This window comes from Pseudomonas sp. GW822-FHT04H02 (genome assembly GCF_058800645.1).
Genome location: NZ_JBXAMM010000005.1, coordinates 340,997 through 357,985, shown reverse-complemented (window position 1 = coordinate 357,985; position 16,989 = coordinate 340,997). Strand labels below are relative to the sequence as shown.

Here is a 16,989-nt window from a genome sequence, read left to right as displayed (position 1 = left end):
TTTGGGAGCCATGGCACTCTCATGCTCTCTCGGTACACAATGCCCGCCGTACCGGCCCATGAGCGGCCTGGGCAGACCAAGATGAGAGTCAGCATGGACACACCGATTCGCTCGAACCAGGCGCTGCTGGAGCAGCTCAAGCATGGCCTGAAGCCCGACTACCTGATGTTCTGGGGGCACCAGCCCACCCGGGACGGACGCATCTCCCAGAGCTGTTTCAGCCAGTGGTTCGACGCAGGTCTGGAACTCGATGGCATTCAATACCCCAGCGCCGAGCATTTCATGATGGCCGGCAAGGCCCTGCTGTTCGGCGACCAGGAAACCCACGGGCGGATCCTCAAGGCCGTGACGCCCGCCGACGTGAAGCAACTGGGTCGCGAGGTGCGCGGCTTCGATGACGCCCGCTGGACCGAAGCACGCCTGGATATCGTGGTGCAGGGCAACCTGGCCAAGTTCAGCCAACATCAGGCGCTGGGTGAATACCTGCTGTCCACAGGCGACCAGGTACTGGTGGAAGCCAGCCCGGTGGACCGGATCTGGGGCATCGGCCTGGCGGCAGAGGACGCCAGGGCCAGCCGGCCGGAACAGTGGCGCGGCCTGAATCTGCTGGGCTATGCGCTGATGGAGGTGCGGGACAGGTTGCGCATTGGCTGAGGGGCTGCCTTCGCTGGCAAGCCAGCTCCTACCGGCGATGTTGTGTAGCGGCCGGCTTGCCGGCCAAGAGGCCTAGAGCCCCGTCACCAGCAGCTCTTCCAGGGCCAGCAGGTCCGGCACCTTGGCCACCTGCTCGGCCACCTGCACCGCGGCCTTTTCCAGCGCAGCCAGGGGCACGTCGACATAGCTCAACTGGCTGTCGAGCTTGCAGGAGCGGGGAATGCCCTGCACCAGCAGGGCCATGAACTTCAGCTCCGGGCGCCCGCCCAGGGCATTGAGCACGACGATCCGCGCCCGCTCGCCAATCACGGTCCTGCCACCGCAGGCCGACTCGAAGCTGATCAGCGGAATCCGCCGCTCGCGCCACAGCACCCGGCCCAGGTACCAGGGCGGTGAATCCAGGTCGAAGGTGCCCTGCTGATAGTCGATCAGCTCGGCCACGGCCACGTTGGGCAGGATCAGGGTACGGTCGGCCAGGGGCAGCAGCAGCCCGGTGAGAGTGCTGGCGCGGTGATCAAGCATGGGTCTTGCTCCACAGGGCAATGCTTTCCAGCAGCACCGACTCTTGATAGGGCTTGCCGAGGTAGTCGTTGACGCCGATGGCCATGGCCCGGTCGCGGTGTTTCTGGCCGGTGCGGGAGGTGATCATGATGATCGGCAGGTGTTGCAGGCGCGGGTCGTTGCGTACCTGGATCGCTACCTCGAAGCCATCCATGCGCGGCATTTCGATGTCCAGCAGCATCAGGTCCGGGGTGTGCTCGGCCAGCAGCGCCATGGCGTCGACCCCATCCTTGGCGGTGAGCACATTCATGCCGTGGCGCTCCAGCAGGCGGCTGGTGACCTTGCGCACCGTGACCGAGTCGTCCACCACCAGCACCAGCATCGGCCGCGGCGGTTGCACCTCGCTGGCCGGCTCGTCGCCCGCCAGGCGCGGCAGCGGTGCCTGGGCCTGCAAGGCGCGGATATGCGCCAGCAAATCGAGAATCAGCACCACCCGACCATCGCCGAGAATCGTCGCCCCGGACAACCCCTGGACCGCGGCGAACTGCGGCCCCAGGCTCTTGACCACGATTTCCCGGGTGCCGGCGGTGGCATCCACCTGCACCGCGATGCGCTGCTCGTTGCAGTGCACCAGCAGCACCGGCAGCGGCTGCACCTGGCCCAGCAGCTTCGGCCGGGGCACGGTGTGCAGCAGCTCCCCCAGGTAGCACAGCTGATAAGACTGGCCGGCGTACTCATAGCGCGGTGGGTCGAGCTGGTAGTAGCCGTCCAGCTCTGCGGGCAGCACCCGGACAATGCCCTCCACGGTATTCAGCGGAATCGCGTACTGCTCGTCGGCGCACTGCACCATCAGCGCGCGGTTGACCGACACGGTGAACGGCAGGCGAATGCGAAAATGCACGCCCTGGCCGGCAACCGAGTCGATGCTCATGCTGCCGCCCAACTGGCGCACCTCTTCATGGACCACGTCCATGCCCACCCCGCGCCCGGAAATCTGGGTGATCTTCTCGGCGGTGGAAAACCCCGGCTGCATGATGAATTGCAGCACTTCGCGGTCGCTGAGCTGCGCCTCGGGGTCCAGCAGGCCGCGCTTGATGGCTTTTTTGCGCACGGCTTCCAGGGGCACCCCGGCGCCGTCGTCGCGCATGTCGAAAATCATGTCGCCGCCCTCGCGGGACAGGTCCAGGCTGATCCGCCCCTGTGCCGGCTTGCCTGCTGCAAGGCGCGCCTCGGCCGATTCCAGGCCGTGGTCCACGGCGTTGCGCAGCATGTGTTCCAGGGGCGCGACCATGCGTTCCAGAACGTTGCGGTCCATTTCCCCTTCGGCGTTGCCGACCACGAACTCCACGTCCTTGCCCAGCTCTTCGGCCACCTGGCGGACGATGCGCTTGAGCCTGGGCACCATGCGCTCGAACGGCACCATGCGCGTGCGCATCAGGCCTTCCTGCAATTCGGTGTTGATCCGGCCCTGCTGCTGCAACAGGTTCTCGGCGTCGTGGTTGCGCCGGTCCAGGGTTTCCTTGAGGTCCAGCAGGTCCGAAGCCGATTCGAACAGGGCCCGGGACAGCTGCTGCAACTGCGAGTGGCGGTCCATTTCCAGGGGGTCGAACTCTTCGTAGCCCAGGCGCTCGGCCTCCACCTGCTGGCGGCTGAGAATCCGCCCCTGGGTTTCGGTGTCCAGGCGGCGCAACTGGTCGCGCATGCGCTCGATGGTGGTTTCCATCTCGCCCAGTGCCGTGCGTGCATCGTTGACCTGTTGTTCGATACGGCCACGGAAGATCGAGGTTTCCCCGGCCAGGTTCACCAGGTCGTCCAGCAGCTCTGCCGAGACCTTGACCATGTCCCCCGCCACTGCCGCTTCCGCCGCGGGCGCAGCGGGCTCGGGCTTGGTGCTGGGCAGTGCAGCTTCTGCGGCAACGCCGGTCGCTACCCGCGGATGGCTCAGGTCGTGGATCGCATCGATGAGCTTCTGGGCCGGCTCGATGGGCTGGCCGGCACGGGCCGCATCGAGCATCTGGGCCAGGCGGTCGTGGCTCTTCTGCAACAGGGTGAACAGCACCGGGCTGGGTTGCAGCAGGCCGGCGGACAGGCCTTCGAAGAGAAATTCCAGTTCATGGGCCAGATCGCCGATGGGGGCGATTTCCACCATGCGCGCACCGCCCTTGAGGGTGTGCAGGTCGCGCAGCAGGGTTTCCACTTCCTGGCGACCCTGGGGCTCGGCCTGCCAGCGGGCCAGGGCCGCGGCAGAGCTGTCGATGATGTCGAAACCTTCTTCGAGGAAGATTTCCAGCAGCTCCGGGTCCTGGGCCGCACGGTCTTCCTCGACCGTGCCCTGGGCCGCTTCGCCGGTGCTGGCGGCCTGCTGCCGGTACGACCGCACAGCCTCGATCTGCGCCCGGGATTCGTCCAGGGGATGCTGCCCCTGCAACTGTTCCAGCAGCAGTGCCAGTTGCTCGTGGCTGCTGCGCAACAGCAGGCCCAGGTGCTGGCTGTGGCTGTAGCGCCGATCCACCAGCCCCTCGTACAGCGACTCCAGCTCCTGGGCCAGTTCCGCCACCGGTGCCACTTCGGCCATCCGTGCGCCGCCCTTGAGGGTGTGCAGGTCTCGCTGCAGGGAAGACAGCGGCGCGCCATTGTCCGGGTCGGCCAGCCAGCGCTGCAGGGCCTGGTCGGCGCTTTCGAGGATATCCACCGCCTCTTCGAGGAAGATCTCGACAATTTCGTCGTCCGCCTGCATCGGGGCTTCAGCCTGCTCCAGGCGGGCCGTGGCCGCGCCCAGTTCGCTGATGCTCAGGGCGCGGCTGCCATCGCTCTTGATCAGGCCCGTGGCAGAAGGGTCCAGACCTTCATCCAGCAGCTCGCGCAAGGCCTGCACCCGTTCCGGGCGCGGGCTGACTTCCTGGCCTGCGGCCAGCTCGTCGAGCATGTTGATCAAGGCATCATGGGCGCTTTCGGCTTCGTGGAAGAAACGCTCGCTGACGGCCAGGCTGCTCTCTTCCACCGCGCCATAGAGATCGAGCAAGGCTTCGCACAGCTCGTCCACCGGGTACAGGTCGGCCAGGTGCGCGCCCTCGCCCAGGGTGGTCAACTCATCCAGCAGGGCGCTGAGTTCCTGACGCTCGCCCGGGTGCTGCTGCCAACGGCGCAGCAGGCTTTCGGCATCCAGCAGGATGTCCATGCCCTGGGCCAGGAAGTTGTTGATCAACTGCGGGTCGCGCTTGGCCCGGGGCGCGCTGTCCGGGGCGCTGAGCAGGGTTTCCAGGCACTCCCCCAGCAGGGCCAGGGCGCGCCCCACCAGGGAGCGGGCGCCATCGATAGGCGCCAGCGGGTCGCTGTCAAGCTGCCGCAGGCCCCGGCGCAGCAGGCCTTCGGCTTCCAGCAGCAGCTCCACCTCGTCCAGGTCCAGGGGGATCAAGTGCGCCCGGTATTCCCGGGCCAATTGGTCCAGAGGGCCGGCCAGCTCGGCAATCGGCAGCACTCCGGCCATGGAGGCGCTGCCCTTGAGGGTGTGCAGGGCCCGTTGCAGTTCGTCGCTGGCCTGCAGCGGTACGTGTTCGGCGGCCTGCTCGAGAAAGCGGTTGATGCTGTCCAGGTGGGTCTGGGCCTCGGTGCGGAAGATCTCGAGCAACTGCGGGTCCAAGGCCTCGGCCGGCACTGGCGCCGAGCCTTGCGCGCCATTGGCCAGGGCATGGGCCCGGGCGGCCAGGCGGTCGACATCGTCGCGCTGGCGCTGGGCCTGCTGGGCGAACTCGGCGATCAGTTCCGGCAACAGTTGCAGGGTGTCGGCCACCAGTTGCCGGGCTTCGACACCGGGCTCCACGCTGTGCTCCAGCACCCGGTTGAGAAGGTTTTCCACCGCCCAGGCCAGCTCCCCCAGCACCAGCGCGCGCACCATGCGCCCGCTGCCCTTGAGGGTGTGGAAGGCCCGGCGCAGTTCGCTCAGGGCAGATGTGCCATGGGGGTCCGCGGCCCAGCGCGGCAGGTACTCGCGCAGCATCTCCAGCACTTCCTCGGTTTCTTCGAGGAAGACTTCCCGCAGTTCATCGTCCACCGGCTCCTCGTCCCCTGGCGGCGGCAACAGGCTGCCCGGGGTAATCAGGGCCGGCGGGTTGAGGGCCGAGACCGGCACCGCCAGGACATCCGCCAGGGACTGCGCCACCCGGGGATCGTCCAGCTCTTGCAGGTCCTGCATCACCAGGGCTTCGCTGGGGCTCAGGGGCTGATCGAGCAACGGCACCTGCTCCACCGGCACATAGCCCAGGGCGAGCAGGCCCTGCTGGGCCACATCGAGGATCTTCTCCCCCGGCGCCTCGTGGTCCTCGCTCAGGCGTTCCAGGTAGTACTCCAGGCTGGTGAGCACATCCGCCAGGTGGTCCAGTTGCTGCCAGTCGGGCCGGGAACTGGCCGCCAGCAGGTGTTCGACGACAAACTGCTGGCAGGCCTGCATCAGCCCCGCCGCGCGGGGCAGCGGGATCATCGCCAGGGCGCCGCGCACCTGGGTCAGCAGCTCGGGCAGCGTCTGCAGGTGTTCGGCGTCCCAGTCGGCCTCGATGCACTCGGCGATCAGGTCCTTGGCCTGGTGCAGGCAAACCCGCGCCTCCTGGATCACCAACTGGTGGATCTGGGTCAGGTCGGTGGTGGGCAGGCGGCTTTCCTCACGGCTTTCGGGCTCCACGGTGCCGGCCATGCCGGCCAGGGTCGCTTCCACGTACAGCAGGGCCCCCGCCACATCCATCAGCACCGCGTCGTCCGGCGCGCGCTGGCCCTGGGCCAGGCTCTGGACCACCGCCAACTGATCGATGATGACCTTGCGCGGCTGGCCGAAGCCCAGCACCGCCAGGGTGTCGGCGATCTGCCGCAGGGGCGACAGCAGCCCTTCGAGGTCGTCGGTGTGCTGGCGGTCGCTGCGCACGAACAGGTCGAGGCGTTCCTTGACCCGCACCAGGCCATCGCACACCGCGGTCAGCACCGAGCGCATGGCATCCCGGTCGGGGCCGGCCAGGCGGGCCCGCTCCTCGTCCACCACCGCGCTGTCGGGCAAGGCGTCATCCAGTCCGTAACGTTCTTTCATGGTCAGCATCAATGGGGTGGGATGGCGCGCCTTGGCAATATAGAACAGCAGGCTCTTGAGCAATTCATCGGGGGCCGGCCGGTTGATCCCGGCCATGCCCTGTTCCAGCAGGCGCTTGAGCTCCTTGTCGGCATCCTTGAGCAGGCTGCGCACCGCCGGGCTGTTGGCGATCTCGTCGTGGCGCATGCCTTCCACCAGGGCCGAGGCGATATGCCACAAGGGCGCCAGCGGGGCGTCCTGGCACAAGGCTTCCAGGCGTTCGAAGACCTTGGCCATGTAGCCCAGGCTCTGCTCGTCATCCTGCTCGCGCAGCAGATCCACCAGGGCGGTCTGCAACATGTGTCGCAGCTTGCGCAACTGGTTGGGCAACTCCAGGGGTTCCAAAGCCGCCAGGGCCTTGTCGCTCAGGGGCGGCAGGCTGGGCAGTTGCGGGCTGAACAGGCTGGTTTCCGAGAGCAGGCTCTCGCCCCGGGCACTGCGCAGGTCGTTGAGCAGCGGCAGCACCACCAGCGGCAGGTCGCGCCGCGCGCTCTGCACCCGGTCCAGGTACTGGGGCAACTGGCCGATGGCCTGGCGCAGCAGGCGCAGGGCTTCGTCGCGCTGGGCCACGCGCCCCTGCTGCAGGGCCAGGGCGAGCTTTTCCATTTCTTCAGCCAGCAGCGCGGCGCCGTAGAACTCCACCATCTGCAGGCTGCCATGGACCAGGTGAATGCCTTCCAGGCACTGGTCGATGGCCTCCAGGGCCTGGGGATCGTCCGCCAGATGCTCCAGCGCCTGATGCGCCTGCTTCAGGGTCTCGGCAATTTCGCCCTTGACCCACTCCAGGGCTACATAGTCGTGCCGATCAACCATAACCACTCCAGTCAAAGCCTTGTGTCAGCGGTTGTCATTCGGGGCCGGGCCCCGGGTGGCCGGCAGGGTGAAGCCGGACACCGAGCGGCGCAGCTGGCTGGCCATCTTCGCCAGGTTGCCGATGCTCTCGGCGGTGGCGGTGGAACCGGACGAAGTCTGCGAGGTGATCTGCTGGATCACGTTCATGGTCAGGGAAATCTGCCCGGCCGAAGAGGTCTGCTGCTGGGCCGCGTTGGAGATGCTCTGGATCAGCGCCGCCAGGGTCTTGGACACCCCTTCGATCTCTTCCAGGGCCACCCCGGCGTCCTGGGCCAGGCGCGCGCCGCGCACCACTTCGGTGGTGGTCTGCTCCATGGAGATCACCGCCTCGTTGGTGTCGGTCTGGATCGCCCGCACCAGGGTCTCGATCTGCCGCGTGGCTGCCGAGGAACGCTCCGCCAGCCGCTGCACCTCGTCGGCCACCACGGCAAAGCCGCGCCCGGCGTCACCGGCCATGGAGGCCTGGATCGCCGCGTTGAGGGCAAGGATGTTGGTCTGGTCGGCAATGTCGTCGATCAGGCTGACGATATCGCCGATCTCCTGGGAAGACTCGCCCAGACGCTTGATCCGCTTGGCGGTGTCCTGGATCTGCTCACGAATGTTGTCCATGCCGTGAATGGTGTTGTGCACCACCTCGTTGCCCTTGTTGGCGATTTCCACCGAGCGCTCGGCCACCGCCGAGGATTCCGCGGCGTTGGCCGATACCTGGTCGATGGACTGGGCCATTTCGTTAATCGCCGTGGAGGCTTCGGAAATCTGCTGGGCCTGATGCTCCGAGGCTTCGGCCAGCTGCATGGCGGTGGCCTGGGTTTCCTGCACTGCGCCGGCCACCTGGCCGGCGGTGAGGTTGATGGTGGCCACCAGGTCACGCAGCTGGTCGACGGAATAATTGATGGAGTCGGCAATGGTGCCGGTGAAGTCCTCGGTCACCGAAGCGGTGACCGTGAGGTCGCCGTCGGCCAGGTCCTCGATCTCGTCCAGCAAACGCATGATCGCATTCTGGTTGCGCTCGTTCTTCTCTGCGGTCTCGCGCAACTGACGGTTGGTCTCGCGCACCATCACCAGGCCGATGAGGATGATCGAGGCCAGGGCCAGCAAGCCCAGGACGTAGCCGCCGATGGTGTCCAGCTTGCGGCTGCCGGCCAGGTTCTCGAAGCCGCTGGCCAGCAGCGAGGCTTCGTCCAGCAGGGTCTGGGACAGGCTGAAGATGTTGCTCGCCGACTCGCGGACCTGGAACAGCTCGGGGGAGGTTTCGAGGATCTCGTCCACGGAGCCGGAGACGAACTCGAACAACTCGGAAATCTCCGCCAGCCGCCCCCGGGCATCCGGGTCTTCCACCTGGCTGATCTTCAGCCCCGGGTTGCCCTGCAACATGCCGTTGAGCACCTGGCCAAAGCGCGCGGCATCGCGACCGAAGGCATCGGCGGCCTGGACCGCGTTTTCGTCGCCGGCCAGCACCGTGTTGACCGCGCCGAGAATCCGCTCGGCCAGCAGCGACTGGCGCTGGGCCATGGCCACCTGGGCCGCCGGGGCGCCACGCTGGAGCAGGATCTCGACGACCTTTTCATACTCCACCTGCAATTGCGGCACGGTTTCCGCCAGGGTTGCCGCCACCTGGTGCAGGGACAGCACCGTCTGCTCGCTGGCGAGGATCGCGTCGGTGTTTTTCAGCAGTTTTTCCCAGTCCAGCTGCACCGCGCGCATTTCCTGGCGCAAGGCCACCGGGGCCCCGGGCAGCCCGGTGTCGGGGTCACCCTTTTTCAGGTAGCCCCAGCGCCGGGCGAAATCGTTGCGCGCATCCCCCAGCAGCTTGAACGCCGCAGCCTTGCCCGCCGCCGCTTCGGTGGCGTTCTTGGCAATGCGCTGGGACAGCACCCGCAGCTCGCCGGCATGGCCGATGTACTGTTTGTCGTAGGTGGCCTGGGTATTGAGGTAAGCGAAGTTGGCGAACAACAGCATGATGAACACGATCAGTGCGATGAACAGCACGATGATCTGCGAGCGACTGCGGGAGCCTTCCAGGGGCTTGCCGGTTTTGGCTTTGGTCATCGATCAGGCCTGTGGCGAGCGGGCGGTCCCGCATTCGAGTGCCCGGGGCGCGCGCAACGCCGGGGCAGCATGGGTTGATCCAGGGAAACACGCGCTTCCCGTGGCACGGCCAACGGGTTGCCCAGGCGCCGGGGCGCCCTTCACGCTGCCACCTCCAGGAACCCCGGCGAACGGGCCAGGGCGAAGGGGCTGAAGACCTGCCAGACCTGATCGCGGCGGAACTGGCCCTGCAGGTAGGGGTTGACCGCGGCGTCGGCAAAGTCGGTGATGCCGGGCTCCAGGCTGTCCTGGGCAAAGTGCTGCAGCCCGGCCACCTCGTCCACCAGCAGGCCGGCGAACAGCTCCTTGTACTCCACCACCAGGACCCGCCGCTGCTTGCGCAGGGGCGACAGCTCATGGCCGAAGAAACCGCACAGGTCCATGATCGGCAGCAGCCGCCCGCGCAGGTTGGCTACGCCCTTGACCCAGGGCTTGACTCCGGGCAGCAGGGTGTAGCGCGGCTCGTGCAGGACTTCGCTGATCTCGCCCATGGCGGCCACGTACCAATGCTCGCCCAGGCGAAAGCCGATGCCGCTCCAGCTGTGCTGGCGGGTTTCCTGGGACGGCAGGTCGACGGCCAGCAAGCGGCAGCGCTGGTCGATCTCCAGCAGCAGCTCGAAGGCGGTCTGGGATTGGCTCATGGCGCGGCTGTCAGCCGGCCAGGACGTTGTTCAGGGTCTTGATCAGGGTCTCTTCGTCCACCGGTTTGGTCAGGTAGTCCTTGGCGCCCTGGCGGGTGCCCCAGACCTTGTCGGTTTCCTGATCCTTGGTGGTGATGATGATCACCGGGATATGGCTGGTCTCGGCATCCTTGGTCAACTGGCGGGTCGCCTGGAAACCGTTGAGGCCGGGCATGACGATGTCCATCAGCACCGCGTCGGGCTTTTCTTCCCGGGCCAGGGCCACGCCGTCGGCACCGTTCTCGGCCTTGAGCACTTCATGGCCGTGCTTTTCCAGCATGCCGGTGAGTTTGTACATTTCAGTCGGCGAGTCATCGACGATCAGAATACGAGCCATGGTCTTCCCCATACGGTATAGGCGCGCGGCCTGCTGGCCGGGCGTCGCTGTGCGTGTCTACTGTGGCGCAAGCGCGACAAAGTCCGGGACATGGGCCTTGATCGCGCTCAGCAGTTCTTCCTTGCTGAAGGGTTTGGTCAAAAACTGGTCGGAGCCGACGATGCGCCCCTTGGCCTTGTCGAACAGGCCATCCTTGGAAGACAGCATGATCACCGGGATGGACTTGAACGCGCTGTTGTTCTTCACCAGCGCACAGGTCTGATAGCCGTCGAGCCGCGGCATCATGATGTCGACGAAGATGATGCCGGGGTGATGGTCGACGATCTTCGACAGGGCTTCGAAGCCGTCCACTGCGGTGATGACCTCGCAACCGACGTTCTTCAGCAGCATTTCGGCCGTGCGGCGAATCGTCTTCGAATCGTCGATCACCATCACCTTCAAGGCGTTGGAATGCTGTTCCATATCTGCTCTGCCATCGCCCCAGCGAATGATTTGGTCCGGTACCGCCGGGCAATGGGTGAAACCCTTGAACTTCAAGGCTTGGGCCCGGCCTGCGAGCCTTTTTAGCACACTCTCCCCCCTGCAATCTATGGACCACGCCAGGCAGTGGTTTTTCCTTGACCCAGGCCCCTGTCAGCGCCACTCTGACGCCACTTTTTTTGCCTCGCTCCCACTCATTTTCTTAAAGGAATCCACCCATGAGCGTTCGCGTCGGGATTGTCATGGACCCTATCGCCAGCATCTCCTACAAGAAGGACAGCTCGCTGGCCATGCTGCTGGCCGCCCAGGAGCGCGGCTGGACCCTCTTCTATATGGAGCAGCGCGACCTGTACCAGGGCGCCGGCGTGGCCCGGGCCCGCATGCGGCCGCTGCAGGTGTTCGCCAACCCGCAGAAGTGGTTCGAGCTGGATGCCGAGATCGACTGCCCGCTGAGCGATCTGGACGTGATCCTGATGCGCAAGGACCCGCCCTTCGACATGGAGTTCGTCTACTCCACCTACCTGCTGGAACAGGCCGAAAGCGCTGGCGTGCTGGTGGTCAACAAGCCCCAGAGCCTGCGTGACTGCAACGAAAAGCTGTTTGCCACGCTGTTCCCCCAGTGCACCCCGCCCACCGTGGTCAGCCGCCGCGCCGACGTGCTGCGCGAGTTCGCGGCCCAGCATGGCGATGTGATCCTCAAGCCCCTGGATGGCATGGGCGGCACCTCGATCTTCCGCCACCGCGCGGGTGATCCGAACCTGTCGGTGATCCTGGAAACCCTGACCGTGCTCGGCAGCCAGCAGATCATGGCCCAGGCCTACCTGCCGGCGATCAAGGACGGTGACAAGCGCATCCTGATGATCGACGGCGAACCGGTGGATTACTGCCTGGCGCGCATCCCCGCCGCCGGTGAAACCCGCGGCAACCTGGCGGCCGGCGGTCGTGGCGAAGCCCGCCCGCTGAGCGACAAGGACCGCTGGATCGCCGCCCAGGTCGGCCCGACCCTGCGGGCCAAGGGCCTGCTGTTCGTCGGCCTCGACGTGATCGGCGAACACCTGACGGAAATCAACGTCACCAGCCCCACCTGCATCCGTGAAATCGACAACGCCTTCGGCACCAACATCGGCGCGATGCTGATGGATGCCATCGATCAGAAGCTCAAGGCCAAGTGATGTAGAACAACCAAGCACAAACCAACATTGCGTTATCATGCGCCGCCTGTGAAACCGTGATGTTGGTTGTGTGATGCCTCCTGTGATGTCGAACTGCCGATGAGCCTCCCGTCCGATCTGCCCCCCGAGCTTGCCCATAGCGGCGTGCGTGCGGCCGATCGCCTGGGTTTTACCCTGTTCCTGGCGGCGCTCCTGCACCTGGCACTGATTCTCGGCCTGGGTTTTTCCTTCGCCGAGCCCAAGGCCATCAGCAAGACCCTGGAAATCACCCTGGCCACCTTCAAGAGTGAGACCAAACCGAAGAAGGCCGACTTCCTCGCCCAGGACAACCAGCAGGGCAGCGGCACCCTGGACAAGAAGGCCATTCCGAAAACCACCGAAGTCGCACCGTTCCAGGACAACTCGGTGAAGAAGGTCACGCCGCCGCCCTCGGTCAAGCCCGAGGTCAAGGACACCGCCCCCAAGGCCGCCGTAGCCACCACCGCGCCCAAGCCGAAAAAGACCGTCACCCAGCGTGAAGATGTCAAGAAAGACCCGACGCCCAAGGCCCCCACTCCGACGTTCGACAGCTCGCAACTGTCCAGCGAGATTTCCAGCCTGGAAGCCGAGCTGGCCAACGAACAGCAGTTGTATGCCAAACGCCCGCGCATCCACCGCCTCAGCGCCGCCTCTACCATGCGCGACAAGGGCGCCTGGTATAAGGACGAATGGCGCAAGAAGGTCGAGCGCATCGGCAACCTCAACTACCCCGAGGAAGCCCGGCGCAAGCAGATCTACGGCAACTTGCGGCTGATGGTCTCGATCAACCGTGACGGCTCGCTGTATGAAGTGCTGGTGCTGGAGTCCTCCGGGCAACCGCTGCTGGACCAGGCGGCGCAGCGCATCGTGCGCCTGGCGGCGCCGTTCGCCCCCTTTACCGGCGACCTGTCGGACATCGACCGCCTGGAAATCATCCGCACCTGGCGCTTCGCCCGGGGCGACAAGCTTTCCAGCAACTGATCGGCCGGCAATCGGCCGCGCGACAGCGCCATGGCCGCACATCGCCAGCTTGTCAGCCGGGCCCGCCACCGCCACACTAGCGCTCATGAAAAATGTCAGCCCAAGCTATCTCAAGCATCATTTCCTGATCGCCATGCCCCATATGGCCGACCCGAACTTTGCGCAGACCTTGACCTACATCGTCGAGCACAACGCCAGTGGCGCCATGGGCCTGGTGGTCAACCGCCCCCAGGACCTGAACCTGGCCGATATCCTCGAACAATTGCGCCCTGACCAAGAGCCGTCCCTGCTGTGCCAGCACGTGCCCATTTTCAGCGGTGGCCCGGTGCAGACCGATCGCGGCTTCGTCCTGCACCCCAACGGCCCGGTCTACCAGGCCACGGTGGAACTCGAGGGGCTGTCCCTGTCCACGTCCCAGGACGTGCTGTTCGCCATCGCCGATGGCGTGGGCCCGACCAAGAGCCTGATCGCCCTGGGCTATGCCGGCTGGGAAGCCGGGCAGCTGGAAGCCGAACTGGCGGACAACGCCTGGCTGACCTGCCCCTTCGACGCCGACATCCTGTTCAACACCAGCAGCGAACTGCGCCTGGAAGCCGCCGCCCGGCACCTGGGGGTCAACCTCAGCCTGCTCACCAGCCAGGCGGGCCACGCCTGATGGCCCTGCGACTGATCCTCGGCTTCGACTACGGCACCAAGCAGATCGGCGTTGCCGTGGGCCAGGCCATCACCGGCCAGGCCCGGGAGCTGTGCACCCTCAAGGCGCAGAACGGGGTGCCCGACTGGAACCAGGTGGAAGCACTGATCAAGGAATGGAAGCCCGACGCCGTGGTGGTGGGCCTGCCCCTGAACATGGACGGCAGCCCCAGCGACATGTGCGTGCGCGCCGAAAAGTTCGCCCGGCGCCTGAACGGCCGCTTCAATGTGCCCTTCTATACCCACGACGAACGCCTGACCACCTTCGAGGCCAAGGGTGAACGCCTGGCCCGGGGCGGCCAGAAAGGCAGTTACCGCGACAACCCGGTGGACGCCATCGCCGCCGCCCTGCTGCTGCAAGGCTGGCTCGATGAAAACGCCGGCCTGTTGAACACCTGAGACCACATCCTGAAGATGCGCGGCCCCGGGGCTGCGCGCCTCCTGGCCCAACACCAGCCGTAAGTTCCCGCGCCCAGCTGCCCGGCAGCAGGCGCGAGCCCACGAAGGAGCCACCATGAGCCTGCCCAATCCCGCCGCCCTGATCAGCCAGATGGCCGCTGATCTCAACGCCCACCTGGCCCAGCGCGCCATCAGCGAGCCACGCTTCATCGGTATCCGTACCGGTGGCGTCTGGGTGGCCCAGGCCCTGCTGGAAGCCCTGGGCAGCGATTCGCCCCTGGGTACCCTGGACGTGTCCTTCTACCGCGACGACTTCAGCCAGAACGGCCTGCACCCGCAGGTGCGCCCTTCGGAGCTGCCGTTCGAGATCGAAGGCCAGCACCTGGTGCTGATCGACGACGTGCTGATGAGCGGCCGGACCATCCGCGCCGCCCTCAACGAACTGTTCGACTACGGCCGGCCGGCCAGCGTGACCCTGGTCTGCCTGCTGGACCTGAACGCCGCTGAACTGCCGATCCGTCCGAATGTGGTGGGCGCGACCCTGTCGCTGGCCGCCCACGAGCGGGTAAAATTGTCCGGTCCTGCGCCGCTTCAACTCGAGCTCCAAGACCTCGCCCTCTAACTCGCCCTTTTAAGAGTCCATTGCGATGACGCCTCTAGACGCCAAGCGCCCGCTGCAGCTCAACGATCAGGGCCAGCTGCGCCACTTCCTGTCCCTCGACGGCCTGAACCGCGAGCTGCTGACGGAAATCCTCGACACCGCCGACTCGTTCCTCGAAGTCGGCGCCCGGGCGGTGAAGAAAGTCCCGCTGCTGCGCGGCAAGACCGTGTGCAATGTGTTCTTCGAGAACTCCACCCGAACCCGCACTACCTTCGAACTGGCCGCCCAGCGGCTGTCGGCGGACGTGATCACCCTGAATGTCTCGACCTCTTCGGCGAGCAAGGGTGAAACCCTGCTGGACACCCTGCGCAACCTGGAAGCCATGGCCGCCGACATGTTCGTGGTGCGCCACGGCGACTCCGGCGCCGCGCACTTCATCGCCGAACACGTGTGCCCGCAAGTGGCGATCATCAACGGCGGCGACGGCCGTCACGCCCACCCGACCCAGGGCATGCTCGACATGCTGACCATTCGCCGGCACAAGGGCGGCTTCGAGAACCTCTCGGTAGCCATCGTCGGCGACATCCTGCACTCGCGAGTGGCGCGTTCGAACATGCTGGCGCTGAAAACCCTCGGCTGCCCGGACATCCGCGTGATCGCGCCGAAAACCCTGCTGCCCATCGGCATCGAGCAGTACGGGGTCAAGGTCTACACCGACATGACCGAAGGCCTGAAGGACGTGGACGTGGTGATCATGCTGCGCCTGCAGCGTGAACGCATGCAGGGCGGCCTGCTGCCCAGCGAAGGCGAGTTCTACCGCCTGTTCGGCCTGACCACCGCGCGCCTGGCCGGGGCCAAGCCCGACGCCATCGTCATGCACCCGGGCCCGATCAACCGCGGCGTGGAGATCGAATCGGCGGTAGCCGACGGCCCGCACTCGGTGATCCTCAACCAGGTGACCTACGGCATTGCAGTGCGCATGGCGGTACTGTCCATGGCCATGAGCGGGCAGACCGCCCAGCGACAATTCGAGCAGGAGAACGCCCAGTGAAGCTCAGCATTCTCGGCGCCCGCGTCATCGATCCAAGCAGCGGCCTGGATCAAACCACCGATCTGCACCTGGAAGCCGGCAAGATCGTCGCCATCGGCGCCGCGCCTGGCGGCTTCAATGCCGTTACCACCATCGACGCCAAGGGCCTGGTGGCCGCACCCGGCCTGGTGGACCTGAGCGTCGCCCTGCGCGAGCCGGGCTACAGTCGCAAGGGCAGCATTGCCAGCGAAACCCGCGCCGCAGCCGCCGGCGGTGTCACCAGCCTGTGCTGCCCGCCGCGCACCAAGCCAGTACTGGACACCTCGGCGGTGGCCGAACTGATCCTCGACCGCGCCCGCGAGGCCGGCAACAGCAAAGTGTTCCCCATTGGCGCCTTGAGCAAGGGCCTGGAAGGCGAGCAGCTTGCGGAGCTGATCGCATTGCGTGACGCCGGTTGCGTGGCCTTCGGCAACGGCCTGGAAGGTTTCCGCAGCACCCGCACCCTGTGCCGCGCCCTGGAATACGCCGCCACCTTCGACCTGACGGTGATCTTCCACTCCCAGGACCGCGACCTGGCCGAAGGCGGCCTGGCCCACGAAGGCGCCACCGCCAGCTTCCTCGGCCTGCCGGGTATCCCGGAAAGCGCGGAGACCGTGGCCCTGGCCCGGGACCTGCTGCTGGTGGAACAGAGCGGCGTGCGCGCCCACTTCAGCCAGCTGACCAGCGCCCGCGGCGTGGAGCTGATCGCCCAGGCCCAGGCCCGCGGCCTGCCGGTCACCGCCGATGTGGCGCTGTACCAGCTGATCCTGACCGACGAGGCGCTGATCGACTTCTCCAGCCTGTACCACGTGCAGCCGCCGCTGCGCTCGCGGGCCGACCGCGATGCCCTGCGCGAAGCGGTGAAGTCCGGGGTGGTGCAAGCCATTTCCAGCCATCACCAGCCCCATGAGCGGGACGCCAAGCTGGCGCCGTTCGGCGCCACCGAGCCGGGCATCAGCAGCGTCGAGCTGTTGCTGCCCCTGGCCCTGACCCTGGTGCAGGACGGCCTGCTGGACCTGCCGACCCTGCTGGCACGCCTGAGTGCCGGCCCCGCCGCGGCCTTGCGCCTGCCGGCAGGCAAGCTGGCAGCCGGTGGTGCGGCGGACCTGGTGCTGTTCGACCCGGCCAGTTCCACCGTGGCCGGCGAGCGCTGGCTGTCCAAGGGCGAAAACTGCCCGTTCCTCGGCCATAGCCTGCCGGGCGCGGTGCGCTACACCCTGGTGGACGGGCATATCAGCTATCAGGGCTGATCGCCTGGCAAACACCCTGTAGCCACTGCCGCAGGCTGCGAACGGCGCCGAAGGAGCCGCCGCTCCTGATGGCGCCCTGCGGCAGTGGCTACAGGCTGCGCCAT

General features: G+C 66.3%; 14 protein-coding genes. 8 read left to right on the top strand and 6 right to left on the bottom strand.

Annotated elements, in window-relative coordinates; translation table 11 throughout:
- The first annotated feature begins 93 nt into the window (after positions 1-93).
- Complete coding sequence (gene ybiA, locus AC1RMG_RS23600) at positions 94-654, top strand: riboflavin biosynthesis intermediates N-glycosidase (RefSeq protein WP_041120239.1); 561 nt, start codon at positions 94-96, stop codon at positions 652-654.
- A gap of 72 nt (positions 655-726) precedes the next feature.
- Here ybiA and AC1RMG_RS23595 read toward each other — a convergent pair whose 3' ends face one another.
- The 6 genes from AC1RMG_RS23595 to pilG form a co-directional block, all read right to left on the bottom strand.
- The gene (locus tag AC1RMG_RS23595; protein ID WP_065365092.1) at positions 727-1,176 is read right to left on the bottom strand and encodes a chemotaxis protein CheW; all 450 of its coding nucleotides are present in this window, start codon (positions 1,174-1,176) and stop codon (positions 727-729) included.
- Positions 1,169-7,078, bottom strand: coding sequence for a hybrid sensor histidine kinase/response regulator (locus AC1RMG_RS23590; RefSeq protein ID WP_493170381.1), 5,910 nt, complete (start codon positions 7,076-7,078; stop codon positions 1,169-1,171). Before AC1RMG_RS23590 ends, AC1RMG_RS23595 begins: the two co-directional genes overlap by 8 nt.
- Before the next feature lie 24 nt (positions 7,079-7,102).
- A complete protein-coding gene (locus tag AC1RMG_RS23585; RefSeq protein ID WP_011063998.1) occupies positions 7,103-9,166 on the bottom strand; it encodes a methyl-accepting chemotaxis protein in 2,064 nt (687 codons plus the stop codon).
- A 140-nt stretch (positions 9,167-9,306) separates the two neighbouring features.
- Positions 9,307-9,846 (bottom strand): chemotaxis protein CheW, encoded by a 540-nt coding sequence (locus AC1RMG_RS23580; RefSeq protein WP_493170379.1) that lies wholly within the window; start codon positions 9,844-9,846, stop codon positions 9,307-9,309.
- A 10-nt stretch (positions 9,847-9,856) separates the two neighbouring features.
- Positions 9,857-10,222 (bottom strand): twitching motility response regulator PilH, encoded by a 366-nt coding sequence (pilH, locus tag AC1RMG_RS23575; RefSeq protein ID WP_011064000.1) that lies wholly within the window; start codon positions 10,220-10,222, stop codon positions 9,857-9,859.
- A gap of 57 nt (positions 10,223-10,279) precedes the next feature.
- On the bottom strand, positions 10,280-10,684 hold the full coding sequence (gene pilG, locus AC1RMG_RS23570) for a twitching motility response regulator PilG (RefSeq protein WP_011064001.1): 405 nt from the start codon (positions 10,682-10,684) through the stop codon (positions 10,280-10,282).
- Positions 10,685-10,920: 236 nt separating this feature from the next.
- On the opposite strand from pilG, the gene gshB reads away from it, so the two are divergent.
- From gshB to AC1RMG_RS23535, 7 genes are all read left to right on the top strand, one after another.
- On the top strand, positions 10,921-11,874 hold the full coding sequence (gshB, locus tag AC1RMG_RS23565) for a glutathione synthase (RefSeq protein WP_011064002.1): 954 nt from the start codon (positions 10,921-10,923) through the stop codon (positions 11,872-11,874).
- Positions 11,875-11,973: 99 nt separating this feature from the next.
- Positions 11,974-12,873, top strand: coding sequence for an energy transducer TonB (locus AC1RMG_RS23560; RefSeq protein WP_493170377.1), 900 nt, complete (start codon positions 11,974-11,976; stop codon positions 12,871-12,873).
- Between the two features lie 85 nt (positions 12,874-12,958).
- Positions 12,959-13,528: a YqgE/AlgH family protein gene (locus tag AC1RMG_RS23555; RefSeq protein ID WP_493170375.1), complete on the top strand. Its 570-nt coding sequence runs from the start codon at positions 12,959-12,961 to the stop codon at positions 13,526-13,528.
- Positions 13,528-13,965 carry a Holliday junction resolvase RuvX gene (gene ruvX / locus AC1RMG_RS23550; protein WP_011064005.1) on the top strand — a complete coding sequence of 146 codons (438 nt, stop codon included), beginning with the start codon at positions 13,528-13,530 and terminating at the stop codon, positions 13,963-13,965. The genes AC1RMG_RS23555 and ruvX overlap by 1 nt, the downstream gene beginning before the upstream one ends.
- Before the next feature lie 115 nt (positions 13,966-14,080).
- Positions 14,081-14,587, top strand: coding sequence for a bifunctional pyr operon transcriptional regulator/uracil phosphoribosyltransferase PyrR (gene pyrR, locus AC1RMG_RS23545; RefSeq protein ID WP_011064006.1), 507 nt, complete (start codon positions 14,081-14,083; stop codon positions 14,585-14,587).
- 25 nt (positions 14,588-14,612) lie between these two features.
- Positions 14,613-15,617, top strand: a complete 1,005-nt coding sequence (locus tag AC1RMG_RS23540) for an aspartate carbamoyltransferase catalytic subunit (protein ID WP_011064007.1) — start codon at positions 14,613-14,615, stop codon at positions 15,615-15,617.
- A complete protein-coding gene (locus AC1RMG_RS23535; protein ID WP_011064008.1) occupies positions 15,614-16,885 on the top strand; it encodes a dihydroorotase in 1,272 nt (423 codons plus the stop codon). The genes AC1RMG_RS23540 and AC1RMG_RS23535 overlap by 4 nt, the downstream gene beginning before the upstream one ends.
- Positions 16,886-16,989: the final 104 nt, after the last annotated feature.

What these genes read in the sequence shown, in the direction of transcription:
- AC1RMG_RS23560 (WP_493170377.1), top strand. Translation starts at nt 11,974, where the DNA reads ATGAGCCTCCCGTCCGATCTGCCCCCCGAGCTTGCCCATAGCGGCGTG.
- AC1RMG_RS23590 (WP_493170381.1), bottom strand. Translation starts at nt 7,078, where the DNA reads ATGGTTGATCGGCACGACTATGTAGCCCTGGAGTGGGTCAAGGGCGAA.
- pilH (WP_011064000.1), bottom strand. Translation starts at nt 10,222, where the DNA reads ATGGCTCGTATTCTGATCGTCGATGACTCGCCGACTGAAATGTACAAA.
- AC1RMG_RS23580 (WP_493170379.1), bottom strand. Translation starts at nt 9,846, where the DNA reads ATGAGCCAATCCCAGACCGCCTTCGAGCTGCTGCTGGAGATCGACCAG.
- ybiA (WP_041120239.1), top strand. Translation starts at nt 94, where the DNA reads ATGGACACACCGATTCGCTCGAACCAGGCGCTGCTGGAGCAGCTCAAG.
- AC1RMG_RS23585 (WP_011063998.1), bottom strand. Translation starts at nt 9,166, where the DNA reads ATGACCAAAGCCAAAACCGGCAAGCCCCTGGAAGGCTCCCGCAGTCGC.
- ruvX (WP_011064005.1), top strand. Translation starts at nt 13,528, where the DNA reads ATGGCCCTGCGACTGATCCTCGGCTTCGACTACGGCACCAAGCAGATC.
- gshB (WP_011064002.1), top strand. Translation starts at nt 10,921, where the DNA reads ATGAGCGTTCGCGTCGGGATTGTCATGGACCCTATCGCCAGCATCTCC.
- pyrR (WP_011064006.1), top strand. Translation starts at nt 14,081, where the DNA reads ATGAGCCTGCCCAATCCCGCCGCCCTGATCAGCCAGATGGCCGCTGAT.
- pilG (WP_011064001.1), bottom strand. Translation starts at nt 10,684, where the DNA reads ATGGAACAGCATTCCAACGCCTTGAAGGTGATGGTGATCGACGATTCG.
- AC1RMG_RS23555 (WP_493170375.1), top strand. Translation starts at nt 12,959, where the DNA reads ATGAAAAATGTCAGCCCAAGCTATCTCAAGCATCATTTCCTGATCGCC.
- AC1RMG_RS23595 (WP_065365092.1), bottom strand. Translation starts at nt 1,176, where the DNA reads ATGCTTGATCACCGCGCCAGCACTCTCACCGGGCTGCTGCTGCCCCTG.
- AC1RMG_RS23540 (WP_011064007.1), top strand. Translation starts at nt 14,613, where the DNA reads ATGACGCCTCTAGACGCCAAGCGCCCGCTGCAGCTCAACGATCAGGGC.